The following is a 22,710-nucleotide window of genomic DNA, read 5'->3' as shown; positions in this document are numbered from 1 at the left end:
GCAGCGCATCAAACCCTTAGACCGACACCGAGTGCCGCGCCGCGCCGGTGGCGAGATAGCCGTCAAACGCCGCCGCAACGAGCCGCGCCAGCGGGCGATAGGCCGGATTGACGGTGATGAGCCCGCCTTCAACACTGACGACGCCCGAGCGCACCAGATCGTCCAGATCCGCCTGCGGCGCCGGCCTGTCATACAGGGCGGCGACCGCTTCAGGGTCCACGCGCAGATAGGTCATCACCTGTTCGATAATCGCGGCGCGCATCGCGTCCTCGCGGGTCACCTCAACGCCTTTGCCGACAGGCAGGCGGCCCGCCTCCACATCCTGCATCCAGCTTCTGACGTCCGAGCGGTTCTGCACATAGCCGTGCGGTGTGCGGCCTATCGCCGACGCGCCCAGTGCGATCAGGGTGTCCGCCTTGTCGGTGGTGTAGCCCTGAAAGTTCCGCCGCAGCGTGCCGTTTTCCAGCGCCTGCGCCATGGGGTCATCCGGGCGGGCATAATGGTCGATGCCAATCAGAGCGTATCCGCACTCGATCAGCGCATGCTCCATCGCATCCGCCTGCGCCAGACGCGCCTTCGCGCCGGGCAGAGCCTCGTCCTTGATCAAACGCTGATGCGATTTCATGTGCGGCACATGAGCGTAGCCGAAGACAGCGAGCCGGTCCGGATTGAGCGCCGCCGCCGCTTCCGCGCTGGCGCGGGCGCTGTCGGCGGTCTGAAGCGGCAAGCCATAGAGAAGGTCGGCATTGATCTTCATCACGCCCGCTTCGCGCAGGCGATTGAAGGACGCTTCCACCACTTCATAGGGCTGGATGCGGTTGATGGCGCGCTGCACCGCCGGATCAAAGCTCTGCACGCCCGTCGAGGCGCGGGTGAAGCCATTACGCGCCAGCGCCTGAGCGTCGTCTTTGCTGAAATGGCGCGGATCGATCTCAATGGCGCGCTCGGCGCCCTCCTCGAATTCAAACCGGTCATAGATCGCGGCCATCAGCCGGTCCATCTGATCCGGGTTCAGGATCGCCGGCGTGCCGCCGCCCAGCGCCAGATGGGATACTCTCATGCGACCCGGCAGGCGGTCCGCCACCAGCGCGAGCTCTTTCAACAACACCTTCAGATAGGCCTCGATCGGGCCGTCCTGCGTGGTCGCGCGGGTGTTGCAGCCGCAATACCAGCACAGGGATTTGCAATAGGGCACATGAAGATAGAGCGAGACCGGCTTGCCGCGATCCAGCGTTTCGAGCCAATCGCCATAGACCGCTCCGGTCACGCCCTCATGAAAATGCGGGGCGGTGGGATAGCTGGTGTAGCGCGGGCTGCGTTGCTGGCCGTAGCTCAGCAAGTTGGTGATCCGGGACGCCATGACGGGCTCCATTCCTCTGCAAGGACACCCCGCTTAGCCCGACTTTGATATGCGCATCAGCTGACCACTCGCCGCAGCGGCGACCGGTCGCAGGGTCAGCTCAGCGTGCGTCGCACCGCATCATGCCAACCCGCCATCTGGCGCTGGCGCGCGGCCTCATCCAGCTTGGGCGCGAAGGCGCGTTCAGCCTGCCACAGGGTCGCGGATTCGGAGAGGTCCGAGAACATGCCGATGCCAAGCCCTGCAAGGAAGGCCGCGCCCCAGGCGGTGGCTTCGGCGTTGACCGGTCGCACGGTCTCCACCGCGCAGATATCCGCGAGCCGCTGCATCAGGGCGTCATTGACCGCCATGCCGCCATCCACCTTCAGAGTGCGCACTTCAACCCCGTCATTGGCCACGGCGGTCAGAAGATCCTGGGTCTGGTAGACGGTGGAATCGAGCGCCGCGCGCGCGATCTCCGCCCGACCGCAGCCCCGGCTCAGCCCGCAGATCAGGCCCCGCGCATCCGGATCCCAATGCGGTGCGCCGAGGCCTGAAAAGGCCGGCACCAGATAGACGCCGCACTCAGGATCGGCGCTTTGCGCCAGCGCCTCGATTTCAGACGAGCGCGCAATCATCCCCAGACCATCGCGCAGCCATTGCACCGTCGCGCCGGCGGACAGGATCGAGCCTTCCAGCGCAAACGCGGACCGCCCGTTCAGACGCCAGGCTGTCGTCGCCAGCAGCCGGTTTTCTGATTTCACCGGCTGGTCGCCCGTGTTCACCAGCAGGAACGCGCCCGTGCCATAGGTCGATTTCACTTCGCCCGGATGAAGGCAGGCCTGCCCGAGCGCCGCCGCCTGCTGGTCCCCCGCTGCGCCACAAATGGGGATGGCGCGCCCCAGAACAGACGGGTCGGTGTCGCCATAACGACCGGCGCTGTCGACGATGTCAGGCAGGACCGCACGCGGCACATTGAAGAGCTTCAGAAGCTCCTCATCCCAGTCTGCGGTCTTGAGCGCATAAAGACTGGTGCGGCTGGCATTCGTGGCGTCAGTCACATGGACCCGCCCGCCGGTGAGCCGCCAGATCAGGAAGCTGTCCACCGTGCCGAAGGCGAGCTTGCCGGCCTCGGCCTTCGCTCGCGCGCCGGGCACGGCGTCGAGAATGTAAGCGAGCTTTGAAGCGGAAAAATACGGGTCCAGAACCAGCCCGGCCTTGTCGCGCACCAGCGCTTCGGCGCCGTCGGCTTTCAAAGCCGCACAGGTTTTTGCGGTCCGCCGGTCCTGCCAGACTATGGCGTTGTGGATGGGCTGGCCGGTGGCGCGATCCCACACCAAGGTCGTCTCGCGCTGATTGGTGACGCCAAGGGCCTCGACCGTCCAGCCCTGTTCCTCGGCCGCGCTCATCGCCTTGCGGGCCGTGGAGAGCACCGTCGCCCAGATCACTTCCGGGTCATGCTCAACCCAGCCCGGCTTGGGATAGCCCTGTGCGAATTCCTCCTGCGCGGACGCGATGACGCGTCCTGTCTCGTCAAACACCAGCGCGCGGGACGAGGTGGTGCCTTGATCAAGCGCAAGCAGTGCAGGACGGGACATGGTGAAACGCTCCGGGCAGTCTTATGGTGTCGCCAAGCTAAGCGGTTCTGACCGGATGGAGAATGCCCCGATGGCGTTTGTTGCGGAAACTTTTCAAAGCCCCACGGGCGCAAGCCTGCGCCTGCATGTGCAAGAGGCCGACGGCCAGCCGCTGGGCGTGGTCCAGATCCATCACGGCCTCGCCGAACATTCGGCCCGCTATGCGCGCTTCGCGGCCTATCTGGCGGGTCGTGGTTTCCACGTCGCCGCCCATGACCATCGCGGACATGGCGAGACAACCGCTGAAGATGCGCCGCGCGGCGTGTTCGGCGCGCCGAAAGGCTGGAGCAAGGTCGTGGAGGACGCGCTGGCGGTGGAAGACCATCTCAAGGCGCGTTTTCCGGGCCTGCCCCATATTGTATTCGGTCATTCCATGGGCGGCGTCGTGGCGATGAACCACGCCATGGAGCGCAAGGGCGAGCTTTCCGGCCTTGCGGTCTGGAACTCGAACCTGGCGCTCGGCGGTCGAGCCGGGCTGATGCGCGCGGTTCTCAATATCGAGAGCCTGTTCAAGAAGTCCCAGCAAGGCTCGACCTGGATCGAAGCCCTGACCTTCAAGGCCTGGGGCAAGGCCATCAAGGGCCGTCGCACCGATTTTGACTGGCTGTCGCGCATCCCCGAGGAAGTGGACGCCTATGTGAACGATCCCGATTGCGGCTGGCCGGCCTCGATCTCCATGTGGCGCGATCTGATTGACGGGACCGAGCTCGGGGAGAGTGAAAATCGCCTGCGGGGCATGCGCACCGATCTCGCCATTCATCTGGCGGCCGGCGGCGAGGATCCCGCGACAGACAAGGGCCAGGCGGCCAAGGTCTTGGCCTCGCGACTTTATAATGCGCGTTTTTCGGATGTGACCATGCGGCGTGACCCGCAGGGCCGTCATGAAACGCTCAATGATATCGGCTTTGAAACCGCCCAGTCAGATTTCGCAGACTGGGCCGAGCGCGTGGCGCGCCAACAGGGCTAGGACGCCTTCGCCGGCTCCTCGCCTTGCGCCGGCGCCAGATTCTCATACGCCTGGACAGGGCCGATCGCGGCCGCCAGCAGCTCGTGATCCATGCGCGCGCCCTCGAACCGGGCCGCGTGAAGGGATGCGCCTTCGAAGGACGGATGGAAAACCCGTCCGGTGCTGCCCGTAAAGGATCGAAGGTCCGCGCCCTGCATAATGGCGTGATTGAGATTGCAGTCGCGGAAAGTGACGCCCTTGAGATTCGCGCCCGTGAAGTTCGCTCCGCGCAAATCCGCTCCGGTGAAGTTCGCGCCAATGAAAGACGCGCCCGAGAAATCCATGCCCACGGCGCAGACGCCGCGCATATTCGCGCCGATCAGTCCCTTGCCCTGACAGGCGCGTCCCAGGACACGCAAATCCTCGCCCTCAAAGACGGCCCGCCGCCCCTGTTCGCCGCGAGACTGTGTATAGAGATCACTTTGTTCGAGCAGTTTCATCAGGTCTGACGCCCGCGCCAGCGCCGCCTGAGCCGGATCGCGCACCACATTGTCCAGATTGGCGCCGTCCAGACGCGCGCCCTTCATGTCCGCACCCGTTAGAACCGCGCCTTTGAAATTGGCGTCTCGAAGATCAGCCTGGTGCAGATCAGCGCCTTCCATCATGGCGCCGGAAAAGTCCGCGCCCTTGAGTTTCGCCGAACTCAGTCGCGCGCCGCGCAGGGAGCAGTCGCGGAAATCCACGGCGCCGTCACGACCATCCTCCAGGTCCTGGACCCAGTCGTTCTGCTTGAATTCCTTGTCGCGCTCATCCTTGTAAAGGACCGCCTTGCGAAAGTCCGCGCCATCCAGATTGGCGCGATACAGATCCGCCCCTCGCAGGATCGCCCCGCGCAAGTCCGCACGCGACAGATCCGAACCACGCAGATCCGCGCCTTTCAGGCTTGAACAATAGAAGGACGCCGTCACCATGGAAGCCAGGGCGAAACTGGAATCCTTGAGATCACATCCGATGAACTCGATCCCATCGAGTTTGCGCTTCATCAGATTGACGCCTGTGAGATCCTGGAAACGGAAAAAGGCGCGACAACCGCCATTGCGGCCCGCGATGAATGCCTCGTGAGCCGCGATGACCGCCTGGTCAATTGGCATGCCCGTCTCTCCCTAAAGCTGCAAACAGAGTGCGGATTTGAGCTTAAGGATCAGTGTTTCATCTGCGCGGTTATGCGCTCATTCACAGGAAGCGCTTGTCAGTGTGGTGAAAACCGGAAAGGCTGAACGTCCTGAGAAAGAAGGAGAGCCGCGTGATCGAAACGGTCGGCAAGCAAAGCGCTCTGAGCCTCCGCCGCCTTCTGGCGCGGCACATGGCGCGCACGGCGGGGAAGACGGTGATGTCTCCCGAAAATCCGCGCCAGATCGCCCGCAAGCGTATGGATGCGGGTGCGGACCGGTTGCCCACCCCTGCTGATGTGCGCGTCGAGAAGACGGAGATTTCAGGGCTTTCAGCGCTGACCTTCACGCCGGACGAGCATCGTCCGGGACTGCTTCTGTTCCTGCATGGCGGCGGGTATTGCCTGGGCTCCGCCAAGAGCCACAAACCCCTCGTCACGCGTCTCGCAAAGGGCCTGCGCATCAAGGCGGTCTCTGTCGATTATCGCCTGGCCCCCGAGCATGTCTTTCCCTGCGCCGTCGATGACGGGGCCGCAGCGCTTAACTGGGCGATGGCTCACAGCGATGGTCCGGTTCTGATCGCAGGCGACAGTGCGGGCGGCGGTCTGGCGCTGGCCAGCCTGTTGCGCCAGCGTGAACAGGGACGCTCCCTGCCCCAGGGCGTCTATCTGATCTCGCCCTGGACCGACCTCACAGCCAGCGGGGACAGCGCCCGGACACGCGCGAACGCCGATCCCATGCTGAAGCCGGACTGGCTGGCGGCCGGGGCCCAGCTCTATCTGGAAGACACTCCGGCGAGCACGCCGGAAGCCTCGCCGCTGTTTGCCGATCTCACAGGCCTGCCTCCCATGTTCATCCAGACCGGGGACGATGAGATCCTGCGTGACGATTCCATCCGCTTCGCCGAGAAGCTGGAGCAGGCGGGCGTGCCGGTTCATTGCGAAATCTGGAAAGCGCTCTGGCACGATTTCCCGCTCTTCGCTCCACTTCTGCCAGAAGCGGACCTGGCGCTGGAGCGCCTGAAAACCTGGGCCGAGCCCATCCTGTCAGCGGACTAGCGCGGCTCGAGCGCGAAGGCGTCCCGATCCTGCCCGGATACGGCCAGTGCATACCGGCTGGCCGGACCGGCCCAGTTATTGACGATGATCCCGTCCGCACTCTTGTACCAGGACGGGCATTCGCCCGCCCAGACCGTGCCTTCAAGGCGTTTCTGGAGACGGGCGTTGAACATCGCCTGCGCCTCGGGTCGGACTTCAAGACTTTTCCCGCCCTCTTCCAGCAGGCGCACGACCTGCCTGCGGACATACTCTGTCTGGCGTTCGATCATGAAGATGATCGAGTTGTGACCCAGATTGGTGTTCGGCCCATACAGGGTGAACAGGTTCGGAAATCCGGTCATCGCCACCCCCTTATAGGCGGCCGGGCTGTCGCCCCAGACCTCCTTGAGGCTCTTGCCGCCACGCCCTCTGACCTCCAGGCTGGGCAGGAACTCGCTCGCCTTGAAGCCGGTCGCGAGGATGATGAGATCCGCGCTGATGCGCTCTCCCGCGCCGGTTTCGACCCCGTCAGACGTCAGGCGCTGCACGCCGTCCGTAATCAGTCGCACATGAGGCTGGTTCAGGGTTGCAAAGAAATCATTGGACAGCAGGATGCGTTTGCAGCCCGGCGCATAATCGGGCAGCACATGGTCCAGAAGCGCCTCGTCCTTCACTTCGGCCTTGATGCGCCGGGTGAGGCGATGGCGGGTATAGGCCGTGGCGAGCCCCCCCGACCGGAAGGCCGGCCAGCGGGTCTCATGGAGGAGAAAACTCCCCATGCGATAAAGCCAGTGATAGCCCGGCATGTGCCGGAACAGCCATTTCTCCACGCCTGTGAAGGCGCGGTCCGGCTTGGGAATGATCCAGTTCGGCGTGCGCTGGAACACGGTCAGCTCAGACGCCGCCTTCGCCGCATGGGGCAGGACCTGGATCGCACTCGCCGCGCTCCCGATCATCGCGACCCGTTTGTCCGCCATGTCGATGTCCGGCGTCCATTCAGCGGTATGAACAATACGGCCCTGATAGCCTTCCTGGCCCTCAAGGGCCGGAGAGAAGGGCTCGGAAAGCTGCCCCACCGCGCTGATCACGATGCGCGCTTGGAGTCGGGCGCCATCTTCAAGACCAACGCGCCAGACGCCGCCGCTCTCATCATAGATCAGTTCACGGACCGAACGGCCGTAATGGATATGCGGATCCAGTCCGAATTTTTTGCTGGCGCGTTCGAAATAGGCCTTGATCTCGGACTGGGGCGCGAATTTCCGGCTCCATTCCGGATTGGGAAAGAAGGAGTAGGAATACAGATGGCTCGGCACGTCACAGGCAGCGCCGGGATAGGCGTTGGCCCGCCACACCCCGCCCGCCCCCTCGGCGCGCTCGGCAATGATGAAGTCCTCAACACCTGCTCGCTTGAGCTGGCGGCCCATGGCGAGGCCGGACATGCCGGCCCCGATAATGAGAACATCTGTCCGGGCAGGCAGGTCAGATGTCGTCATGGCCTTCGGCATACATCGCATCCACCAGCGCCTGATTGCGCGAGATCACCACATTGCGCCGCACTTTCAGGGTTGGCGTCAGCTCGCCGGTCTCAACGCTCAGAGGCGCGTCCAGCACCCGAAACTTGCGAATGTTCTCCACGCGCGCATAGCGCCGGTTCATCGCATCGACAGCGGCCTGGAGCTCATCGTGAAGCGCCTGGCTCTGCCGGGCCTCCTCCACGCTCTGGCCATGCTTGCGGGCGAACTCGGCCAGCGCGTCTGCGCTCAGGGTCACAAGCGCGCTGAGATACGGGCGAGCGTCGCCCACCACCACCGCATGCTCCACGAGGGGCGCATTCATCAGGTCGGTCTCGAGATTGGCCGGCGTGATGTTCTTGCCGCCCGAGGTGATGATGATGTCCTTGATCCGCCCCGTGATGAAGACGAAGCCGTCCTCATCGATCCGCACCACATCGCCGGTCTTCATCCAGCCATCGCGGGTGAAGGTGTTCTCGGTGGCCTCGTTATTGTTCATGTAGCCGACAAAGACGTTCGGACCGCGCACCTGCAGTTCGCCCTCCTCGGACACGCGCGCCTCCATGCCGTCGATCATCTTGCCGACGGAACCGATCCGCATCATGCCAGGCATGCTGAATGCGGTCGGGGCGCTGGTTTCCGACTGGCCATAGCCCTCGCAGATCAGAAGATCGAGACCGGTGAAGAACCACAGCACTTCTGGGCTGATCGGGGCGGCGCCCGAGATCAGAAGCCGGGAATCGTCCAGCCCCAGAGCCGCCTGCACCTTCTTGATCACCAGCGCATTGGCGAGGGGTTTCTGCAAGGACAGGAGCGGGTTGGGAGATCGGCCATCAAGCTTGGCTTCATGCCATCGACGGTTCACGCCCATGGCCCATTTTGCGAGCTTCGCCTTGATCCCGGTCGCCTCGGCCAGACGGCCGCGAATGGTTTCGGACATCTTCTCCCAGACCCTCGGCACCCCGAAGAACACGTTCGGGCGGCAGGCCTGAAGATCATCGGCGAGGGTTTCCATGGACTGGGCGAAATGCATGATCGCCCCGCTCATCACATGGTTGTGCACGCTCGACTGCTGTTCGGCCACATGGGCGATCGGCAGATAGGACAGCGTGCGGTCGCCGGGTTGGGCCTTGAACATCTCGCTGAGCTTGGCCGCGCTCCATGAGATATTGCCATGGCTGAGCATGACCGCCTTGGGCGGGCCGGTGGTGCCGGATGTATAGATCAGGGAGCCGATGCGGTTCTCGTTGATCGCCTTCATCCGCTCACTGACGGTATCCTGATGCTCTTCAACGCCCAGCGCCATGAATTGCGCCCAGCTCAGCACGTCGGGATGGTCGCCCGCCCCGCCTTCCATAACGATGATGTGTTCGAGCTCGGGACATTCAGCGCGCAGCTCCAGCGCCTGCTCCACATGTTCTGCGGTCTCCACCAGAAGCACGGGCGCCTTGGAGTGTTGCAGGATATAGGCGACTTCGGGCGGCGCACTGGTCCAGTACACGCCGGCTGGGCGACCGCCCGCCATCATCGCCGCGATCGCCGTTATCGTCCATTCGGGGCGGTTATAGCCCAGAATGGCGACGGTCTCGTCTTCCTCGAACCCCAGCGCGATCAGCGCGCGGGCGGCAGTCCGGACCTGCTCGGCGTACTCCGCCCAGCTCGTATAGGCCCACCCCTCGCCCAGCCGCACGGCATAGGCGGGATCCGAGCCACGGGTCTCCGCCTTTTCCAGCAAGCGGGCTGGCGTGGACGGATACCAGTTCTCCGCCCCTATGCGGGGCAAATCACTCGCGCGCGCCTCCATGCGTCTCCTCCCTGTAAAACATGTCAGGCATGCGCGGTCTCCGCCGCGTTCAGGCCCATGATCTCGCGCGCCTCTTGCGGCGACGCGATCTCCCGCCCGGCGTCGCGGGCGCATTGCGCCAGAGCCTCGATCAAGGCTCCGTTGCCCGTGGCGCGTTCGCCATCAGGCAGATAGAAGGTATCCTCAAGTCCGGTGCGAAGCATACCGCCTAAATCGGCGGTGGCCTGATGAACCGGCCAGATTTCCTGACGCCCGATCAGGGTCGTCTGCCAGGGATCGCCCGCGCGCTTGTAGTTGAGCAGCAATTTCAACAGCTCGGCGTCCACCGGCATGCCCGAGGCCACGCCCATCACGAAATTGTAATGCGCGGACGGGGCCATGCCGTTCTCGATATACATGTTCACACAGCGCACGATGCCGACGTCAAAACACTCGAACTCGGGGTGCGCGCCCACTTCGGCCATGGCGTCGAGCATCGCCTGGACCTTCTCGACCGGATTGTCGAACATCATGGGCGGCCAGGCCCAGGACCCGTCCCGCTTGAGCTTGAGATAGTTCAGAGAGCCGGCATTGCAGGCGGCGATCTCGGGTTTCACCCGCTTCACGCAGGCCGCAGGGCCGGACACGTCCGGGCCGACAATCCCCGTGGTGGAATTGATGATCACGCCCGGACAGGCGTCGCGGATCGCATCGATCAGGCTGGCGGCCACGTCCGGATCCCAGCTTGGGAAATGGCCGTGATCCTCGTCCTGCATGCGATAGTGAACGTGCATGACGCTGGCGCCGGCGTCGAACGCCTCTTTCGCGCTGGCGGCCATCTGTTCAGGGGTGACCGGGACCGGATGGGTCTTGGGATTGGTCAGCACGCCATTGAGCGCGCATGTCAGAACGGCCTTATCCATCAGTCTGCTCCTGTGAGTTGAGCGTCAGCTCGATCAGCACCGCGCCGTTCGCGGCCTGTGCGCCGGCTTGCGCGTTCACCAGGGCGATTTCGCCATCGGCTGCAGCGCTCAGGCGCATTTCCATTTTCATCGCTTCCATGACGACCAGCACATCGCCCGCCTTCACCCGGTCGCCGGGTTTGACATTCACCGCCACCACGGCGCCGGACACGGGCGCGGTGATCTTGGAGGGATCAGACGCCGCGTCCGCGCCCCAGGGCGAGGCCTCGGCTATGACGCGGATCTGATCGCCCAGCGCGATATGAAGGCTGCCGTCTGCAGCACGCGCCACATGGGCGCGTTGATCCACGCCATTCAGTCGGAACGCGATCTCGCCGGGCGCATCCTCCTCAAGGAGTTGAACCTGACAGGGCGTCTCTTCACCCGCGACAGAGACCGAGACCGCATCAGGACCCGTCTGTTCAACACGCACCGTCACCGCATCGCCATTGACGATCAGCGACAGATCAAACCGGCTGACAGAACCCGACCGGATCACCCCTGCCGGAGCCGCAGCCAGGAGCGCGGCGGCCAGCGCGACGGCATCATGACCCAGACCCGGCTTCGCAAACGGGCCCGACGCCTCTTCCGCCCACTGATCGAGATCGGCGGTGCAAATCACGCCGGTGCGGAAAGCCTCGCCATCCACCAGCGCCAACAGGAAGTCGCGATTGGTCGTCACGCCCAGCAGCGGATCGTTTTTCAGGGCGGCGCGCAGGGAGGCGATGGCCTCATCCCGGTTGGCGCCCGTGCCGATTACCTTGGACACCATCGCATCGTAATCGGTCCCGATCCGGTCGCCGGTCTCAACCCCTGAATCCACGCGCCCGCCCGCGCTTGAGACCTCGCCGTCATAGGCGAGGATCAGGCCTGATTGCGGCGCAAAACCGTTGAAGGGGTCTTCGGCGTATAGCCGCGCCTCGATGGCCCAACCCTCAATGGTCACATCCGACTGGCTCAGCGGCAGCGGCGCGCCGGACGCGATCTCGAACTGCCATTGCACAAGATTGGTTCCGGTCACTTCTTCGGTCACCGGATGCTCGACCTGAAGCCGGGTATTCATTTCGAGGAAGTAGTAATCGCCACTCTCATCGAGCAGGAATTCCACCGTCCCCGCGCCCACATAGCCGACAGCCTTCGCCGCTGCGACGGCGTCCGCGCCCATGGTCTCGCGCAGCTCGGGGTTCACTGCCGGAGACGGTGCTTCCTCGATCACCTTCTGGCGACGACGCTGGGCCGAGCAATCGCGCTCACCCAGATGAATTGTATTGCCCTCGACATCCGCGAAGACCTGGATCTCCACATGGCGACCGCGCTCGACGAATTTCTCGATCAGCACGGCGTCATCGCCAAAGGCCGATTTCGCTTCGCGACGGGCCGCGGTCAGCGCCTCGTCAAACTCGCCTGCGCTGCGGACAATCCGCATGCCGCGACCGCCACCGCCCGCCACCGCCTTGATCAGGAGCGGATAACCCACCTTGTCGGCTTCGGCCTTGAGGTTGGCGTCTGACTGGTCATCCCCCTGCCAGCCCGGCAAGGTGGGCACGCCCGCCTTGATCATCAATTCCTTGGCGCGCGCCTTGTCGCCCATGGCGTCAATGGCGTCAGGCGGCGGACCAATCCAGACCAGACCCGCCTCGATCACGGCGCGCGCAAAACCGGCGTTTTCCGACAGGAAGCCATAGCCGGGATGGATCGCCTCGGCGCCGGTTTTCTTCGCTGCGTCCAGCACAGCATCGATATCGAGATAGCTCTCGCTCGCCAGCGCCGGGCCGATGCAGACCGCCATATCCGCCTGACGCACATGCAGGGCGTTGGCGTCCGCTTCGGAATAGACGGCGATCGCCGTACGCCCGGAATCACGCGCTTCGTTCAGCACACGGACAGCGATCTCGCCGCGGTTGGCGACCAGCACGCTGGAGAAAGACTTCGCGGTCATGCTCACCCCTCCTCGGCCCAGCGGGCGGGACGTTTTTCAAGGAAAGCCGTCATGCCTTCCGCGCCTTCCTGGGACCGCGCTGCCTTGGCGAAGGCCATGGCGGCGTCCTTCACAAGGCTCGCCGGCGCTTCCAGCCGCGCCCGGCGCATCAGCGCCTTGGTCGCCGCGATCGCATTGGGCGCGCCCTTGCGGATCTGGGCGAGCTCGGCTTCCAGCGCAGAATCGAGCGCGCCAGTCTCATGCACCGCATGCACCAGCCCGACCTTGAGCGCTGCAGCGGCGTCAAGCTTGCCGCCCGTGACCGCCAGGCGACGCGCTTCGGAGTAGCCCAACCGCTCCACCAGGAAGGGCGCAATCTGGGCCGGGACGATCCCGAGCCCGGTTTCGGGCAGACGGAACAGCGCCGTTTCGGACGCCAGCACCACATCGGCCACGCAGGCGAGGCCGAACCCGCCGCCCATCACCGCGCCCTCGACCACCGCCATCACGGGCAAGCCGGTATTGGCATAGGCGACGCAAAGCTCGCCAAAGCGCGCATTGACCGCCGCAATCGGGTCATGTCCGTCCGTGACGGGCTGGCCCTGGGCCGCACCCATATCCTTGATATCGCCGCCCGAGCAGAAATGCCCCCCTGCCCCGCGCAAGACGATGGCGCGATCGCCTGCCTGTTCGGCATCGGCCAGCGCCGCGATCAGCTCGTCCACCATTTCAAGCGACATGGCGTTGCGCAGTTCGGGCCGGTTCAAGGTGACATGCAGAACCCGCGCGCGGCGCTCGACCAGAAGGGTGCGAGGCGCAGACATGCTAGTTGTTGCCTTCGGGCTTGCGGCGCCTGGGCAGCGTGCCTTCAAGCTTGGCGATGATGCCGAGCATGATCTCGTCCGCGCCGCCGCCAATGGAAATCAGACGGCCATCGCGGAAGGAACGGCTGACGAGATTGTCCGCCGTATAGCCCATGCCGCCCCAGAACTGCAGGCAGCTATCAGACACTTCGCGCGCCAGACGGCCGCATTTGAGCTTGGCCATCGAAGCGAGCTTGGTGATGTCCTTGCCCTCGACGAAATCATCCACACAGCGATAGACGAGCGAGCGCAGCAGCTCGACTTCGGTGCGAAGCTCGGCGAGGCGGAAATGGATCGCCTGATTGTCCAGCAGCGGCTGACCGAAGGCGTGACGGTCGCGCGTATACTCGATGGTCAGGTCGATCTGCTTGTCGAGATTCTTCAGAGAGGACGCCGCGCCATAAATGCGCTCTTCCTGGAACTGGAGCATCTGATAGATGAAGCCCGCGCCCTCATCGCCGATGCGATAGCGCTTGGGCACCCGCACATCATCAAAGAAGAGCTGGGCGGTGTCGGACGAATGCATGCCGATCTTGTGGATCTTCTGCTTCTCGATGCCCGGCAGGTCCATTGGCACCATGATCAGCGACTTGCTTTCATGGGGTTTGCCGTCAGACGTGTTCGCCAGAAGGCAGCACCAGTCCGCCTTCAGACCATTGGTGATCCACATCTTGGTGCCGTTGATGATGTAATCATCGCCATCGGATTTGGCGGTGGTCTTCACCGCCGCCACATCCGACCCGCCTCCCGGCTCTGACACCCCTAGGCAGCCCACCATGTCGCCTGCGATCGCCGGGGCGAGGAATTGCTTGCGCAGCTCATCGGATCCAAAGCGCGCAAGCGCCGGGGTGCACATATCGGTCTGCACGCCGATCGCCATCGGCACGCCGCCGCAATCGATCATCCCCAGCTCTTCGGCGAGGACGAGCGAATAGGTCATGTCGAGCCCTGCGCCGCCATACTCCTCGGGATAGCGCAGGCCCAGCAGGCCCAGATCGCCCATCTTCTTGAAGACCTCATGTGAGGGGAACTGATCGGCCGCCTCCCATTCATCCACATACGGATTGATATCGTTGGCGACGAACTTGGCGACCGTATCGCGAAGCTGTTCGTGGGTCTCGGTGAACTGCATTCTCGTCTCCTCCCGGATCGGGTCACGGCCTAGAAGCGCGCGACTCCGAAAGTGTTGGGGTTGAGCTGGCGGTCATCCGCTTCAGCACAGGTGTTCAGGCATTCAATCAGGACGGCGCGGGTGTCCCGCGGGTCGATAATCCCGTCATCCCAGAGCCGAGCGGTCGCGAAGAGCGCCTGGCTCTGCTCATCGAGACTCTGGGTGATCATGGCGGTCATCTGGGCGAGCGCCTCTTCATCGGTCTCGACCCCGGCGCGCGCATTCTTGCCCCGGGTGACGATCTCCATCACCTTGGCGGCTTGCGCGCCGCCCATCACGGCGGTGCGGGCGGTGGGCCAGGCGAAGATGAAGCGCGGATCAAAACCGCGCCCGCACATGCCGTAATTGCCTGCGCCGAAGCTGCCGCCCAGAACGATGGTGATCTTGGGCACGCGGGCATTGGCCACCGCCTGGATCATTTTAGAACCATGCTTGACCGCGCCCGCGCGCTCGGCCGCCGAGCCCACCATGTAACCGGTGGTGTTCTGCATGAAGATGATCGGCGTGCCGGACTGGTCGCACAGCTGGATGAACTGGCCCGCCTTGGTCGAGCCTTCAGGCTGGATCGGCCCGTTATTGCCGATGATGCCAACGATCTGGCCACCGATACGCGCGTGCCCGCACACGGTTTCAGAGCCATAGCGCGCCTTGAACTCGAGAAAGTCCGAACCGTCCACGACCCGGGCGATCACATCCTTGACGTCATACGGCGTGCGATCATCGGCGGGCACGACGCCCATCAGCTCTTCGGCGTCATAGAGCGGCGCGTCGCCTGCCCCCGGCGCACGGGCCGGCGACCAGTTGAGCTTGTCCATGATCTCGCGCGCATAGGCGAGCGCCTGGGCGTCATCCTCGGCGACATATTCGCCCAGCCCCGTCACCTCGCCATGCAGATCCGCGCCGCCCAGGCTTTCATCATCGGCGTCTTCACCAATGGCGGCTTTGACGAGCGGTGGGCCCGCGAGGAAGATTTTCGACTTCTCGCGCACCAGAACGACATAATCGCTCATCCCCGGCAGATAGGCGCCGCCTGCGGTCGAGCTGCCATGCACCACCGCGATCTGGGGAATGCCCGCCGCGCTCAGGCGCGCCTGATTGGCGAAGCTGCGCCCACCATCCACGAAGATCTCGGCCTGATACAGAAGGTTCGCGCCGCCTGATTCCACAAGGTGGATCATGGGCAGCTTGTTCTCGAGCGCGATTTCCTGCGCCCGCAGGGATTTCCTGAGGCCCATGGGCGCGACTGTGCCGCCCTTGATGGCGCTGTCAGAGGCCGCGATCACGCAGCGCTTGCCCGCAACAACGCCGATCCCGACGACGGCGCCGCCGCCCGACGCGCCGCGACCGCCGTCATCATCATGCATTTTCAGACCCGCCAGAGGCGCGATCTCGAGGAAGGGCGCTCCACGGTCCACCAAGCGCGCCACGCGTTCGCGCGGCAGAAGCTGGCCGCGCTCTTCAAAGCGAGCCTTCTTGGCGGCGGAATTGTTGCGCACCTGCTCTTCGGCCGCACGCACGGCGGCGAGCTTCTCGCTCATAGAGGCGTGGGCGGCCTTGAACTCGTCAGAACCCGGATTGAGGCGATTGGGCAGGACGCTCATGTCTCCGCCCCCTCGCCACGCAGAACGGCCGGATCGACCGCACGATGGAAGCCGTTGAAAACCTCCGAATTCTCATGCGGGGTAAGCGGGAAATGGCGCTCGCCCAGAGGCGCGCCGCCATCCACCTGAAGCTGGACGCCGGTAATGAAGGCCGCCCCCGGCGAGAGCAGGAAGGCCACCGCCGCCGACACTTCGGCTTCGGAGCCCATACGCTGGGCGGGCAGGTTCTGCTTGAGCATGGGGATGATGGCGCGGAAGGCGCCGCCATAGGTGTCCATGCCGGAGCTCGCGATCCAGCCCGGCGCGACGGCGTTCACACGCACGCCCTTGGGCGCCCATTCAAAGGCGAGGGTCTTGGTCAGGTTCTCCATCCCCGCCCGCGCCGCGCCCGAATGGGCCATGCCCGGCATGCCGTGATGCATGTCTGCGGTGATGTTGACGATGGCGCCGCCATGTTCGGCCATGGACGTCTTGAACACTTCCCGGCTCATCAGGAAACCGCCGGTCAGATTGGTGGCGATCACCGCGTCCCAACCCTTCTTGGAGATATCCTCGGCATTGGCGGGAAACTGCCCGCCCGCATTATTCACAAGGCCATGGATGCGGCCATGGCGGCTGGCCATGTCGGCGATGGCCTCCGTGACCGCGTCCTCATCGCGAATATCGAAAGACGCGGTTTCGCACGAACCGCCATCCCCGGCGATTTCCTCCGCCACCGCATCGAGCTTCTCGCGCTTGCGCCCCACCAGAATGGCGTGGGCGCCCAGAGCCGTCAGCTCATGAGCGATGCAGCGACCGATTCCCGAGCCGCCGCCTGTGACGATGATGACCTGTCCCTTGAACAGGTCATCGCGAAACACGCTGTCATAGCGGGCGTGTGTGGCGTTATCGCTCATCGTGCGCCCGTCTCCTCCCTGACTGGTCCGGTCTGTCATCGCCGGTATGAAGGAAGCTTCGCAGGGCTTAACGTATACGTCAAGCGCATCTTGTTTGCGGAAACGCATCGGCGTATGAAGGAGGGAACAAGGACAGGCAGATGACCCAAGCGCCCGATACAAAGACCCCGAACGCCCTTTATGGGATCGCCGAGCTGGCGGACGCCTTCGGCATCACCACGCGGACCATTCGCTTTTATGAAGACAAGGGGCTTCTGAAGCCCCAGCGCGTCGGCGGACAGCGGGTCTACACCGAGGCGGACAGAAAGCGCCTGAAGCTGATCCTGCGCGCCAAGACGATCGGCACCAAGCTCAGCGACATCAAGACCTTTCTCGAGCTCTATGGCCAGGAAGGCGAAGGCCGCGTGCGGCAGCTCGAATTCGTCATCAACATGACCGCGCAGGAAATCGAACGTCTGGAAGAGAAGAAGGCCGAGATCGAGACCACGCTCAATGAATTGCGCGTGATCCATGAAGGCTCTAAGGCCCGCCTCGCCAAGCGCCGGGGCGGCGAGGCCTAGGCGGTCCGGTGCACTTACAGGCTGGATCAGGCGACCTGATTGGCGGCGACGCGCGCCTCTTCCGTTGATGAGCTGATCGCCCGGGTGGCGTCAGCAATGCCTTGCACCGCCGCGTTGACCTGAGCGACGCTCTCGGCGGCCGTGTGCATGTTTCGGGAAATGTCCGCCGTCACGGCAGACTGTTCCTCGACGGCGGCGGAGATGGTCGAGGAGATCTGATCCACACGCTCCACCGTGCCTGCGATCTGCTCCATGGCGCTGACCGCGCCGGAGGTCTGGCTCTGAACAGACTGGATCTGCGCGGAAATCTCTTCAGTGGCCTTTGCGGTTTGACCCGCCAGGGTTTTCACCTCGCTGGCGACAACCGCGAATCCCTTGCCCGCCTCGCCGGCGCGAGCCGCTTCGATGGTGGCGTTCAGCGCCAGCAGATTGGTCTGGTCCGCAATACTGGCGATCAACTCTGTGACCTTGGTGATGGCGTCCGTGGTCTCGGCGAGCTGATTGACAAGGTTGGCGGTAGACCGGGCCTGATCGACCGCCGAGCGAGTCACGCTGACAGCCTGTTCAACATTGCGCCCGATCTCGCTGAATGACGCCGCAAGCTCCTCCGCACCAGCCGCTACAGTCTGAACATTGCCGGATGCGCCGTTGGAGGAGTGCGCGGCGCGTTCCGCCTCGGCCTTGGTCTGCTCGACCGCCGAAGCAATCTCGTTCAGCTGGGCCCCGATATCACGCTGCGCCTGCCGGCGCGCCTCGCGCGCCAGGGCGCGGTCAGTGATGTCAGCCGCCAGCTTGATCACGCCGACCGGCTTCCCATTGATATCCAGAACCGGATTATAGGTCGCCTGCAGCCAGAGCGGATCACCGGATTTCTTGAATCTCTCGAATTCACCGCTCTTGAACTCACCCTGACCCAGGGCGTCCCAGAACGCCTTGTATTCCGGGCTCGACACATAATCAGGGTCACAGAACTTGCGATGGTGCGCCCCGACGAGCTCGGAGGCGTCATACCCCGTCACCTTGCAGAAATTGTCGTTCACAGACTTGATCGTGCCGTCCAGCTGAAACTCGATCACGGCCTGTGAGCGATTAACAGCCAGCATCTGGCTTTCAAAATGATAGCGCTCCTGACGAATGGCGGTCATGTCGAGCGCGAGCTTGACGACCCGCGTCACCTTTCCGCTGGAGTCCTTGATCGGGATATACCCGGCCGCCAGCCAGACGCAGTCGCCAGAGCGGGTCTGCCGCACCGCCTCACCGGTCCAGCCCTCGCCCTGGGCCAGCGCCTGCCAGAACAAGGCTTAATCGGGACTATCCGCCTCACCCTCACACATGAACATGCGGTGATGCGCGCCAAGGATCTCGCTCTGCGCGTATCCCATGACTTTGCAGAACGCATCATTCGCCGAGAGAATTCGACCATCAGGCGTGAATTCGATCACGGCGAAATTCGCCAGCACGGCCGACTCGAAATACGACTCCTGCTTGCCAAACATGCGCATCTGCAACCCCTCAAACCCGAACCGGCTTCAAGCGTTGACGTTCGCGCTCTCGCATTAAGAGTCTCTTACAGATGTTGTCTTCGCGCCGAGATGGAATGCGGCCAAATACCTGACTTTTAGTTGTTTTTCAGACCCGCCCTTCCGCTGCAACAGACGACCTAGGCGCGCTCCGTCTCTCGACGCGTCAGCCAGCGCACCAGAGGCGCCGGCGAAAACCGCATCAGCCAGATCGCCCGGCGCATGGCGGCGCCGGTGATGACCTCCTCAGCGCCCCGATCGATCCCCTTGAGGATATCGGACGCGACTTCAGCCGCCGTGGTCGCCGTAAAGCTGGAAAAGGTTCGCACCCCGTCCATGGCGGCGCGATCCTTGAAGGGCGTGTCTGACACGGCAGACGGACAGACCGTCATCACCCGCACAGGGCTGTCGGCCGCCCTGAGCTCCTGGTTCAGGGCCAGTGAGTAATGGCGGACAAAGGCCTTGGTCGCGGCATAGACGGCAAGCCCGGGCGTGGGCACGAAGGCGGAATTGGACGCCACATTGACGATCAGCCCGCCACCGGCATCCTCCATAAGCGGCAGGAAAGCGCGCGCCATGGCGTGAAGGGCGCGCGCATTGACGTCGATCATGGCCTGTTCGGCCTCAACGGTCAGGTCCCGGGACGAGCCGTAAACGCCGAAACCGGCATTGTTGACCAGAAGATCAATACCGCCTTCGCCCTGCACCCATTGCACGATCCGCGCGACAGAGTGCGTCTCGGCCAGATCCAGGGCGCGCCCTTCAATCTCGGCATCAGGAAAGCGCTTGAGCAAACCCTCTCGGGAGCGAATGATTTCACCCTCATCCAGCGACACCCAGAACAGGCGATAGCCGCGTTCGAGCAGGCGCTCGGACAGGGCAAGGCCAATCCCGCTCGACCCGCCTGAAATCAGGGCGCGCCTGCTCATTGCACGGCCTCGGGCATGGCGTAGGCGTCAACGCCGTCCCGTTCGAGCCCGGCCACCCAGAGCATCCCCTGCCAGGGCGTCACGGTGGTGACGCCGAAGGGCGCGTCATCCGGCCCATAGAGCACGCGCTGAGGCTCGCCCGCGGCATCCACCGCCATCCCCATCACCGGACGCGGCGGGAGGGGCGGCAGACCGGCGAGCTGGATCCAGCGCCAGGCGAGACGCTTGAGGAAGGGATTGGGGTGGAGCCCCTCGATCTGGGGCGAGCGTTGCGACGGAAGCGCAATCCAGATGAGCCCCGTCTCCTCGTCGAAGGCGAGATTGTCCGGATAGCCCGGCAAGCCGTCGATCAGCACCTCATAGGCGCCCGTTTCCGGATCAAGCGCAATCACGCGCCCCGCCCAGGTCTCATTGACATAGACCCGACCCGTCTCCGGGTCATGATCAACGCCATTGATGAAGCCGAACCCTTCAGCGAGCACCGTGAACTCACCGGGGCCGGTGACCTTGTAGATCACGCCCGTCTGCTCACCTTCCAGTAGCGAGGTCATGTATTCGCCATAGCCATAGCGGCGCGAGGCGTCGGTCAGGATGACGCCGCCATCTTCCAGAACCGTCAGATCATCGGTGAACACCAGCGGCCCGCCCTCGCTCTCATCAGCCAGCCAGGTCTCGAACGCGCCTTCATCATTCAGGCGCAGCAATCCCTTGAGGGCGTCCGCGACGAACAGCGCGCCATCCGGACCGAAGGACAGCCCCAGCGGGCGGCCGCTGGTGTTGGCGAATTCGGACCAGCCGCCTTCGGCCTCTCGCACCATTATGCGGCCATCGGCGAGGCTGGCGTACAGGCGACCATCGGGGCCTGGCTCCAGATCCTCAGCCCCATGCAGATCGGGGATTTCCCGACGCACAGGCTGGGCCACCTCCTCATAGAGCGCCATGAGGTCAGGATCAGGCGGCGTGGGATTGAACGGTTGTGCGTCCAGCGCGCCCGGCCCATAGGCGGCAAGGCCCAGAATGATCAGAAGGGCGGCCAGACCGCCCAGTATCCAGCGCAGCATCGCGCCCTCCCCTGATGTGTTTTTCTTTCACCTTGGGGGAGACGCGCGGAACGGGCAAGCGGCTTCAGGTCACCGCCTTGCGGGCGAGGAATTCAGGCTTGTCCCAGGCGCGCGTCCCGATCACATCGGCCAGCGCCTCGGCGGCGTCAAACACCTCGACATAGGAATTGTAGAGCGGGTTGAAGCCAAACCGCATCAGATCCGGCGCGCGGAAATCGCCGGTAATTCCGCGCGCAATCAGCGCCTGAACAATGGCGTAGCCCTGTTCATGGCGCAGCACCACATGGCCGCCGCGACGCTGCCCCTTGCCCGGACAGGCATGCTCGAGGCCCAGCGCTTCGGCCTTCTCCAGCAGGATATCGCCCAGCGCGATAGCCTTGGCTTCCACCAGCGCCATGTCCACGCCGTCATAGGCGCTCACCGCGCCATCAAGGGCGGACAGGGCGAGAATGGAGGGCGAGCTGGTGCGCCAGCGCACAATCGTGTCGTCGGGTTCGTAGGCGTCTTCAAAGCCGAAGGGGCGCTTGTGCCCCAGCCAGCCCGACACCGGATGTTCGAGCGTTTTGATCTGATTTTCAGCGCAATACAGAAACGCCGGCGCGCCCGGCCCGCCCGACAGGAATTTATAGCCGCATCCCACGGCATAGCGTGCGCCCCAGGCCTTGAGCTTGAGGTCAACCAGCCCCGTGGCGTGGCTGAGATCCCAGATGATATTGAGACCGCGCGCCCTGGCTTCGCGCTCATAGCCTTCGAAATCCGCGATCTCGGCGGACTTGTAGTGCACGGCGGACTTGATGAAGACCGTCACGCCCTCGGGCAGGTCTTTGGGGCGCGTATTCGCCGCCACGCGATGCATGGGGGCGCCCGTGATTTTGGCGATTCCCTCCATCACATGGTTGTCGGTGGGGAACTCACCCGCTTCCGCCGCAATCGCGCCGACATCGCGCGCCAACAATGCGGTCGCCAGCTTGAAGAGGTTGATCGTGACCGTATCGACCGCGATCACCTCTTCGGGATCAACACCGACAAGCCGGGCGAGCTTGGCGCCCAGGGTCAGCGGCAAGTCCATCCAGCCCGCATCGTTCCACGAGCGGATCAGCCCCTTCGCCCATTCGGTTTCAGAGGCTTCCCGCAAACGCGCGAGCGCCGCCCTGGGCGGCACGCCCAGCGAATTGCCATCAAGATAGATCTCGCCTTCGGGCAGTGCGAACAGATCGCGTTTGTCCTTGAGCGGATCGGTCCGGTCCAGCGCCTCGCAGGCCTCGCGCGTCAGCATAAAAGTCCCCCTTACAGCGGACCACGCTCGGTGATGCCGCCATCCACGACGAATTTCTGGCCCGTCATATAGCTTGATGCGTCGCTGGCGAGGAAGTGGATCGCAGCGGCCATGTCTTCAGGCTGGCCGACGCGCTTGATGGAGAAATTGCGGTTCATCATGTCGGCAAGGTTCGGATCGGAGGTCAGCGCCGAGGCGAGCTTGGTCTCGGTCAGGCCCGGACAGAGCGCGTTCACGCGCACGCCCAGATGTCCGCATTCCTGCGCCAGCACCTGGGTGAGGGAGATCACCGCAGCCTTGGAGATGGAATACGCGCCCTGGAAATAGCCCGGCCGCATGCCGTTGATCGAGGCGACATTGATGATCGAGCCCTTGCCCTGATCCTTCATAAAGGTGTTGATCGCCAGATTGGACAGGAAGAACGGGCCTTTGACATTCACGTCGAACGTCTTGTCCCAGGCGTCCTCGGGCGTGTCCTTGGCTTCGCCGAAATAGGGGCTGGTCGCGCCATTGTTCACCAGCACGTCGAGC

The 22,710-nt window shown here is 64.0% G+C and carries 20 protein-coding genes; 3 read left to right on the top strand and 17 right to left on the bottom strand.

From position 1 onward, the window contains the following. Positions 1 to 16: 16 nt before the first annotated feature. Complete coding sequence (gene hemN / locus B2Z70_RS04190; RefSeq protein WP_292981375.1) at positions 17 to 1,360, bottom strand: oxygen-independent coproporphyrinogen III oxidase; 1,344 nt, start codon at positions 1,358 to 1,360, stop codon at positions 17 to 19. Positions 1,361 to 1,455: 95 nt separating this feature from the next. Next, the gene (gene glpK / locus B2Z70_RS04185) at positions 1,456 to 2,937 is read right to left on the bottom strand and encodes a glycerol kinase GlpK (protein WP_292981372.1); all 1,482 of its coding nucleotides are present in this window, start codon (positions 2,935 to 2,937) and stop codon (positions 1,456 to 1,458) included. Between the two features lie 70 nt (positions 2,938 to 3,007). Here glpK and B2Z70_RS04180 point away from each other — a divergent pair, with 70 nt between their 5' ends. Further along, positions 3,008 to 3,943: an alpha/beta fold hydrolase gene (locus B2Z70_RS04180; RefSeq protein ID WP_292981369.1), complete on the top strand. Its 936-nt coding sequence runs from the start codon at positions 3,008 to 3,010 to the stop codon at positions 3,941 to 3,943. On the opposite strand, the gene B2Z70_RS04175 is transcribed toward B2Z70_RS04180, so the two are convergent. After that, on the bottom strand, positions 3,940 to 5,073 hold the full coding sequence (locus B2Z70_RS04175) for a pentapeptide repeat-containing protein (protein ID WP_292981366.1): 1,134 nt from the start codon (positions 5,071 to 5,073) through the stop codon (positions 3,940 to 3,942). The genes B2Z70_RS04180 and B2Z70_RS04175 overlap by 4 nt on opposite strands. 152 nt (positions 5,074 to 5,225) lie before the next feature. Here B2Z70_RS04175 and B2Z70_RS04170 point away from each other — a divergent pair, with 152 nt between their 5' ends. Beyond that, a complete protein-coding gene (locus B2Z70_RS04170) occupies positions 5,226 to 6,149 on the top strand; it encodes an alpha/beta hydrolase (RefSeq protein WP_292981363.1) in 924 nt (307 codons plus the stop codon). On the opposite strand, the gene B2Z70_RS04165 is transcribed toward B2Z70_RS04170, so the two are convergent. From B2Z70_RS04165 to B2Z70_RS04130, 8 genes are read right to left on the bottom strand one after another with little or no spacing between them, the layout of a single operon-like run. Then, complete coding sequence (locus tag B2Z70_RS04165) at positions 6,146 to 7,621, bottom strand: flavin-containing monooxygenase (protein ID WP_292981360.1); 1,476 nt, start codon at positions 7,619 to 7,621, stop codon at positions 6,146 to 6,148. The two genes, B2Z70_RS04170 and B2Z70_RS04165, sit on opposite strands and share 4 nt — an antisense overlap. Beyond that, complete coding sequence (locus B2Z70_RS04160) at positions 7,608 to 9,443, bottom strand: AMP-dependent synthetase/ligase (protein WP_292981358.1); 1,836 nt, start codon at positions 9,441 to 9,443, stop codon at positions 7,608 to 7,610. The genes B2Z70_RS04165 and B2Z70_RS04160 overlap by 14 nt, the downstream gene beginning before the upstream one ends. 23 nt (positions 9,444 to 9,466) lie before the next feature. Then, complete coding sequence (locus tag B2Z70_RS04155) at positions 9,467 to 10,345, bottom strand: beta-keto acid cleavage family enzyme (RefSeq protein WP_292981355.1); 879 nt, start codon at positions 10,343 to 10,345, stop codon at positions 9,467 to 9,469. Further along, positions 10,338 to 12,323, bottom strand: coding sequence for an ATP-binding protein (locus B2Z70_RS04150; protein ID WP_292981352.1), 1,986 nt, complete (start codon positions 12,321 to 12,323; stop codon positions 10,338 to 10,340). The genes B2Z70_RS04155 and B2Z70_RS04150 overlap by 8 nt, the downstream gene beginning before the upstream one ends. A gap of 2 nt (positions 12,324 to 12,325) precedes the next feature. Continuing rightward, on the bottom strand, positions 12,326 to 13,126 hold the full coding sequence (locus B2Z70_RS04145; RefSeq protein ID WP_292981349.1) for an enoyl-CoA hydratase/isomerase family protein: 801 nt from the start codon (positions 13,124 to 13,126) through the stop codon (positions 12,326 to 12,328). Between the two features lies 1 nt (position 13,127). After that, entirely contained in the window at positions 13,128 to 14,297 is a 1,170-nt protein-coding gene (locus B2Z70_RS04140; RefSeq protein ID WP_292981346.1) for an acyl-CoA dehydrogenase family protein, read from the bottom strand. 29 nt (positions 14,298 to 14,326) lie between these two features. Further along, positions 14,327 to 15,937 (bottom strand): acyl-CoA carboxylase subunit beta, encoded by a 1,611-nt coding sequence (locus tag B2Z70_RS04135; protein ID WP_292981343.1) that lies wholly within the window; start codon positions 15,935 to 15,937, stop codon positions 14,327 to 14,329. After that, on the bottom strand, positions 15,934 to 16,833 hold the full coding sequence (locus B2Z70_RS04130) for an SDR family oxidoreductase (protein WP_292981340.1): 900 nt from the start codon (positions 16,831 to 16,833) through the stop codon (positions 15,934 to 15,936). Before B2Z70_RS04130 ends, B2Z70_RS04135 begins: the two co-directional genes overlap by 4 nt. 140 nt (positions 16,834 to 16,973) lie before the next feature. On the opposite strand from B2Z70_RS04130, the gene B2Z70_RS04125 reads away from it, so the two are divergent. Beyond that, entirely contained in the window at positions 16,974 to 17,393 is a 420-nt protein-coding gene (locus B2Z70_RS04125; protein WP_009802753.1) for a MerR family transcriptional regulator, read from the top strand. 26 nt (positions 17,394 to 17,419) lie between these two features. Here the strand turns inward: B2Z70_RS04125 and B2Z70_RS04120 are convergent, their stop codons facing one another. The 6 genes from B2Z70_RS04120 to B2Z70_RS04095 form a co-directional block, all read right to left on the bottom strand. After that, entirely contained in the window at positions 17,420 to 18,691 is a 1,272-nt protein-coding gene (locus B2Z70_RS04120; RefSeq protein WP_292981335.1) for a methyl-accepting chemotaxis protein, read from the bottom strand. A 3-nt stretch (positions 18,692 to 18,694) separates the two neighbouring features. After that, the gene (locus tag B2Z70_RS04115) at positions 18,695 to 18,895 is read right to left on the bottom strand and encodes a PAS domain S-box protein (RefSeq protein WP_292981332.1); all 201 of its coding nucleotides are present in this window, start codon (positions 18,893 to 18,895) and stop codon (positions 18,695 to 18,697) included. Positions 18,896 to 19,053: 158 nt separating this feature from the next. After that, entirely contained in the window at positions 19,054 to 19,842 is a 789-nt protein-coding gene (locus B2Z70_RS04110) for an SDR family NAD(P)-dependent oxidoreductase (protein ID WP_292981330.1), read from the bottom strand. Next, the gene (locus tag B2Z70_RS04105; protein ID WP_292981327.1) at positions 19,839 to 20,903 is read right to left on the bottom strand and encodes an SMP-30/gluconolactonase/LRE family protein; all 1,065 of its coding nucleotides are present in this window, start codon (positions 20,901 to 20,903) and stop codon (positions 19,839 to 19,841) included. The genes B2Z70_RS04110 and B2Z70_RS04105 overlap by 4 nt, the downstream gene beginning before the upstream one ends. Before the next feature lie 64 nt (positions 20,904 to 20,967). Next, a complete protein-coding gene (locus B2Z70_RS04100; protein ID WP_292981324.1) occupies positions 20,968 to 22,179 on the bottom strand; it encodes a kynureninase/PvdN C-terminal domain-containing protein in 1,212 nt (403 codons plus the stop codon). 11 nt (positions 22,180 to 22,190) lie between these two features. Beyond that, positions 22,191 to 22,710: SDR family oxidoreductase (locus B2Z70_RS04095; protein ID WP_292981321.1), on the bottom strand; the 520-nt coding region annotated here is incomplete at its 5' end.

This window comes from Oceanicaulis sp. UBA6590 (genome assembly GCF_002433705.1).
Lineage (GTDB): Bacteria > Pseudomonadota > Alphaproteobacteria > Caulobacterales > Maricaulaceae > Oceanicaulis.
This window is presented reverse-complemented; position numbering and strand designations above follow the sequence as displayed.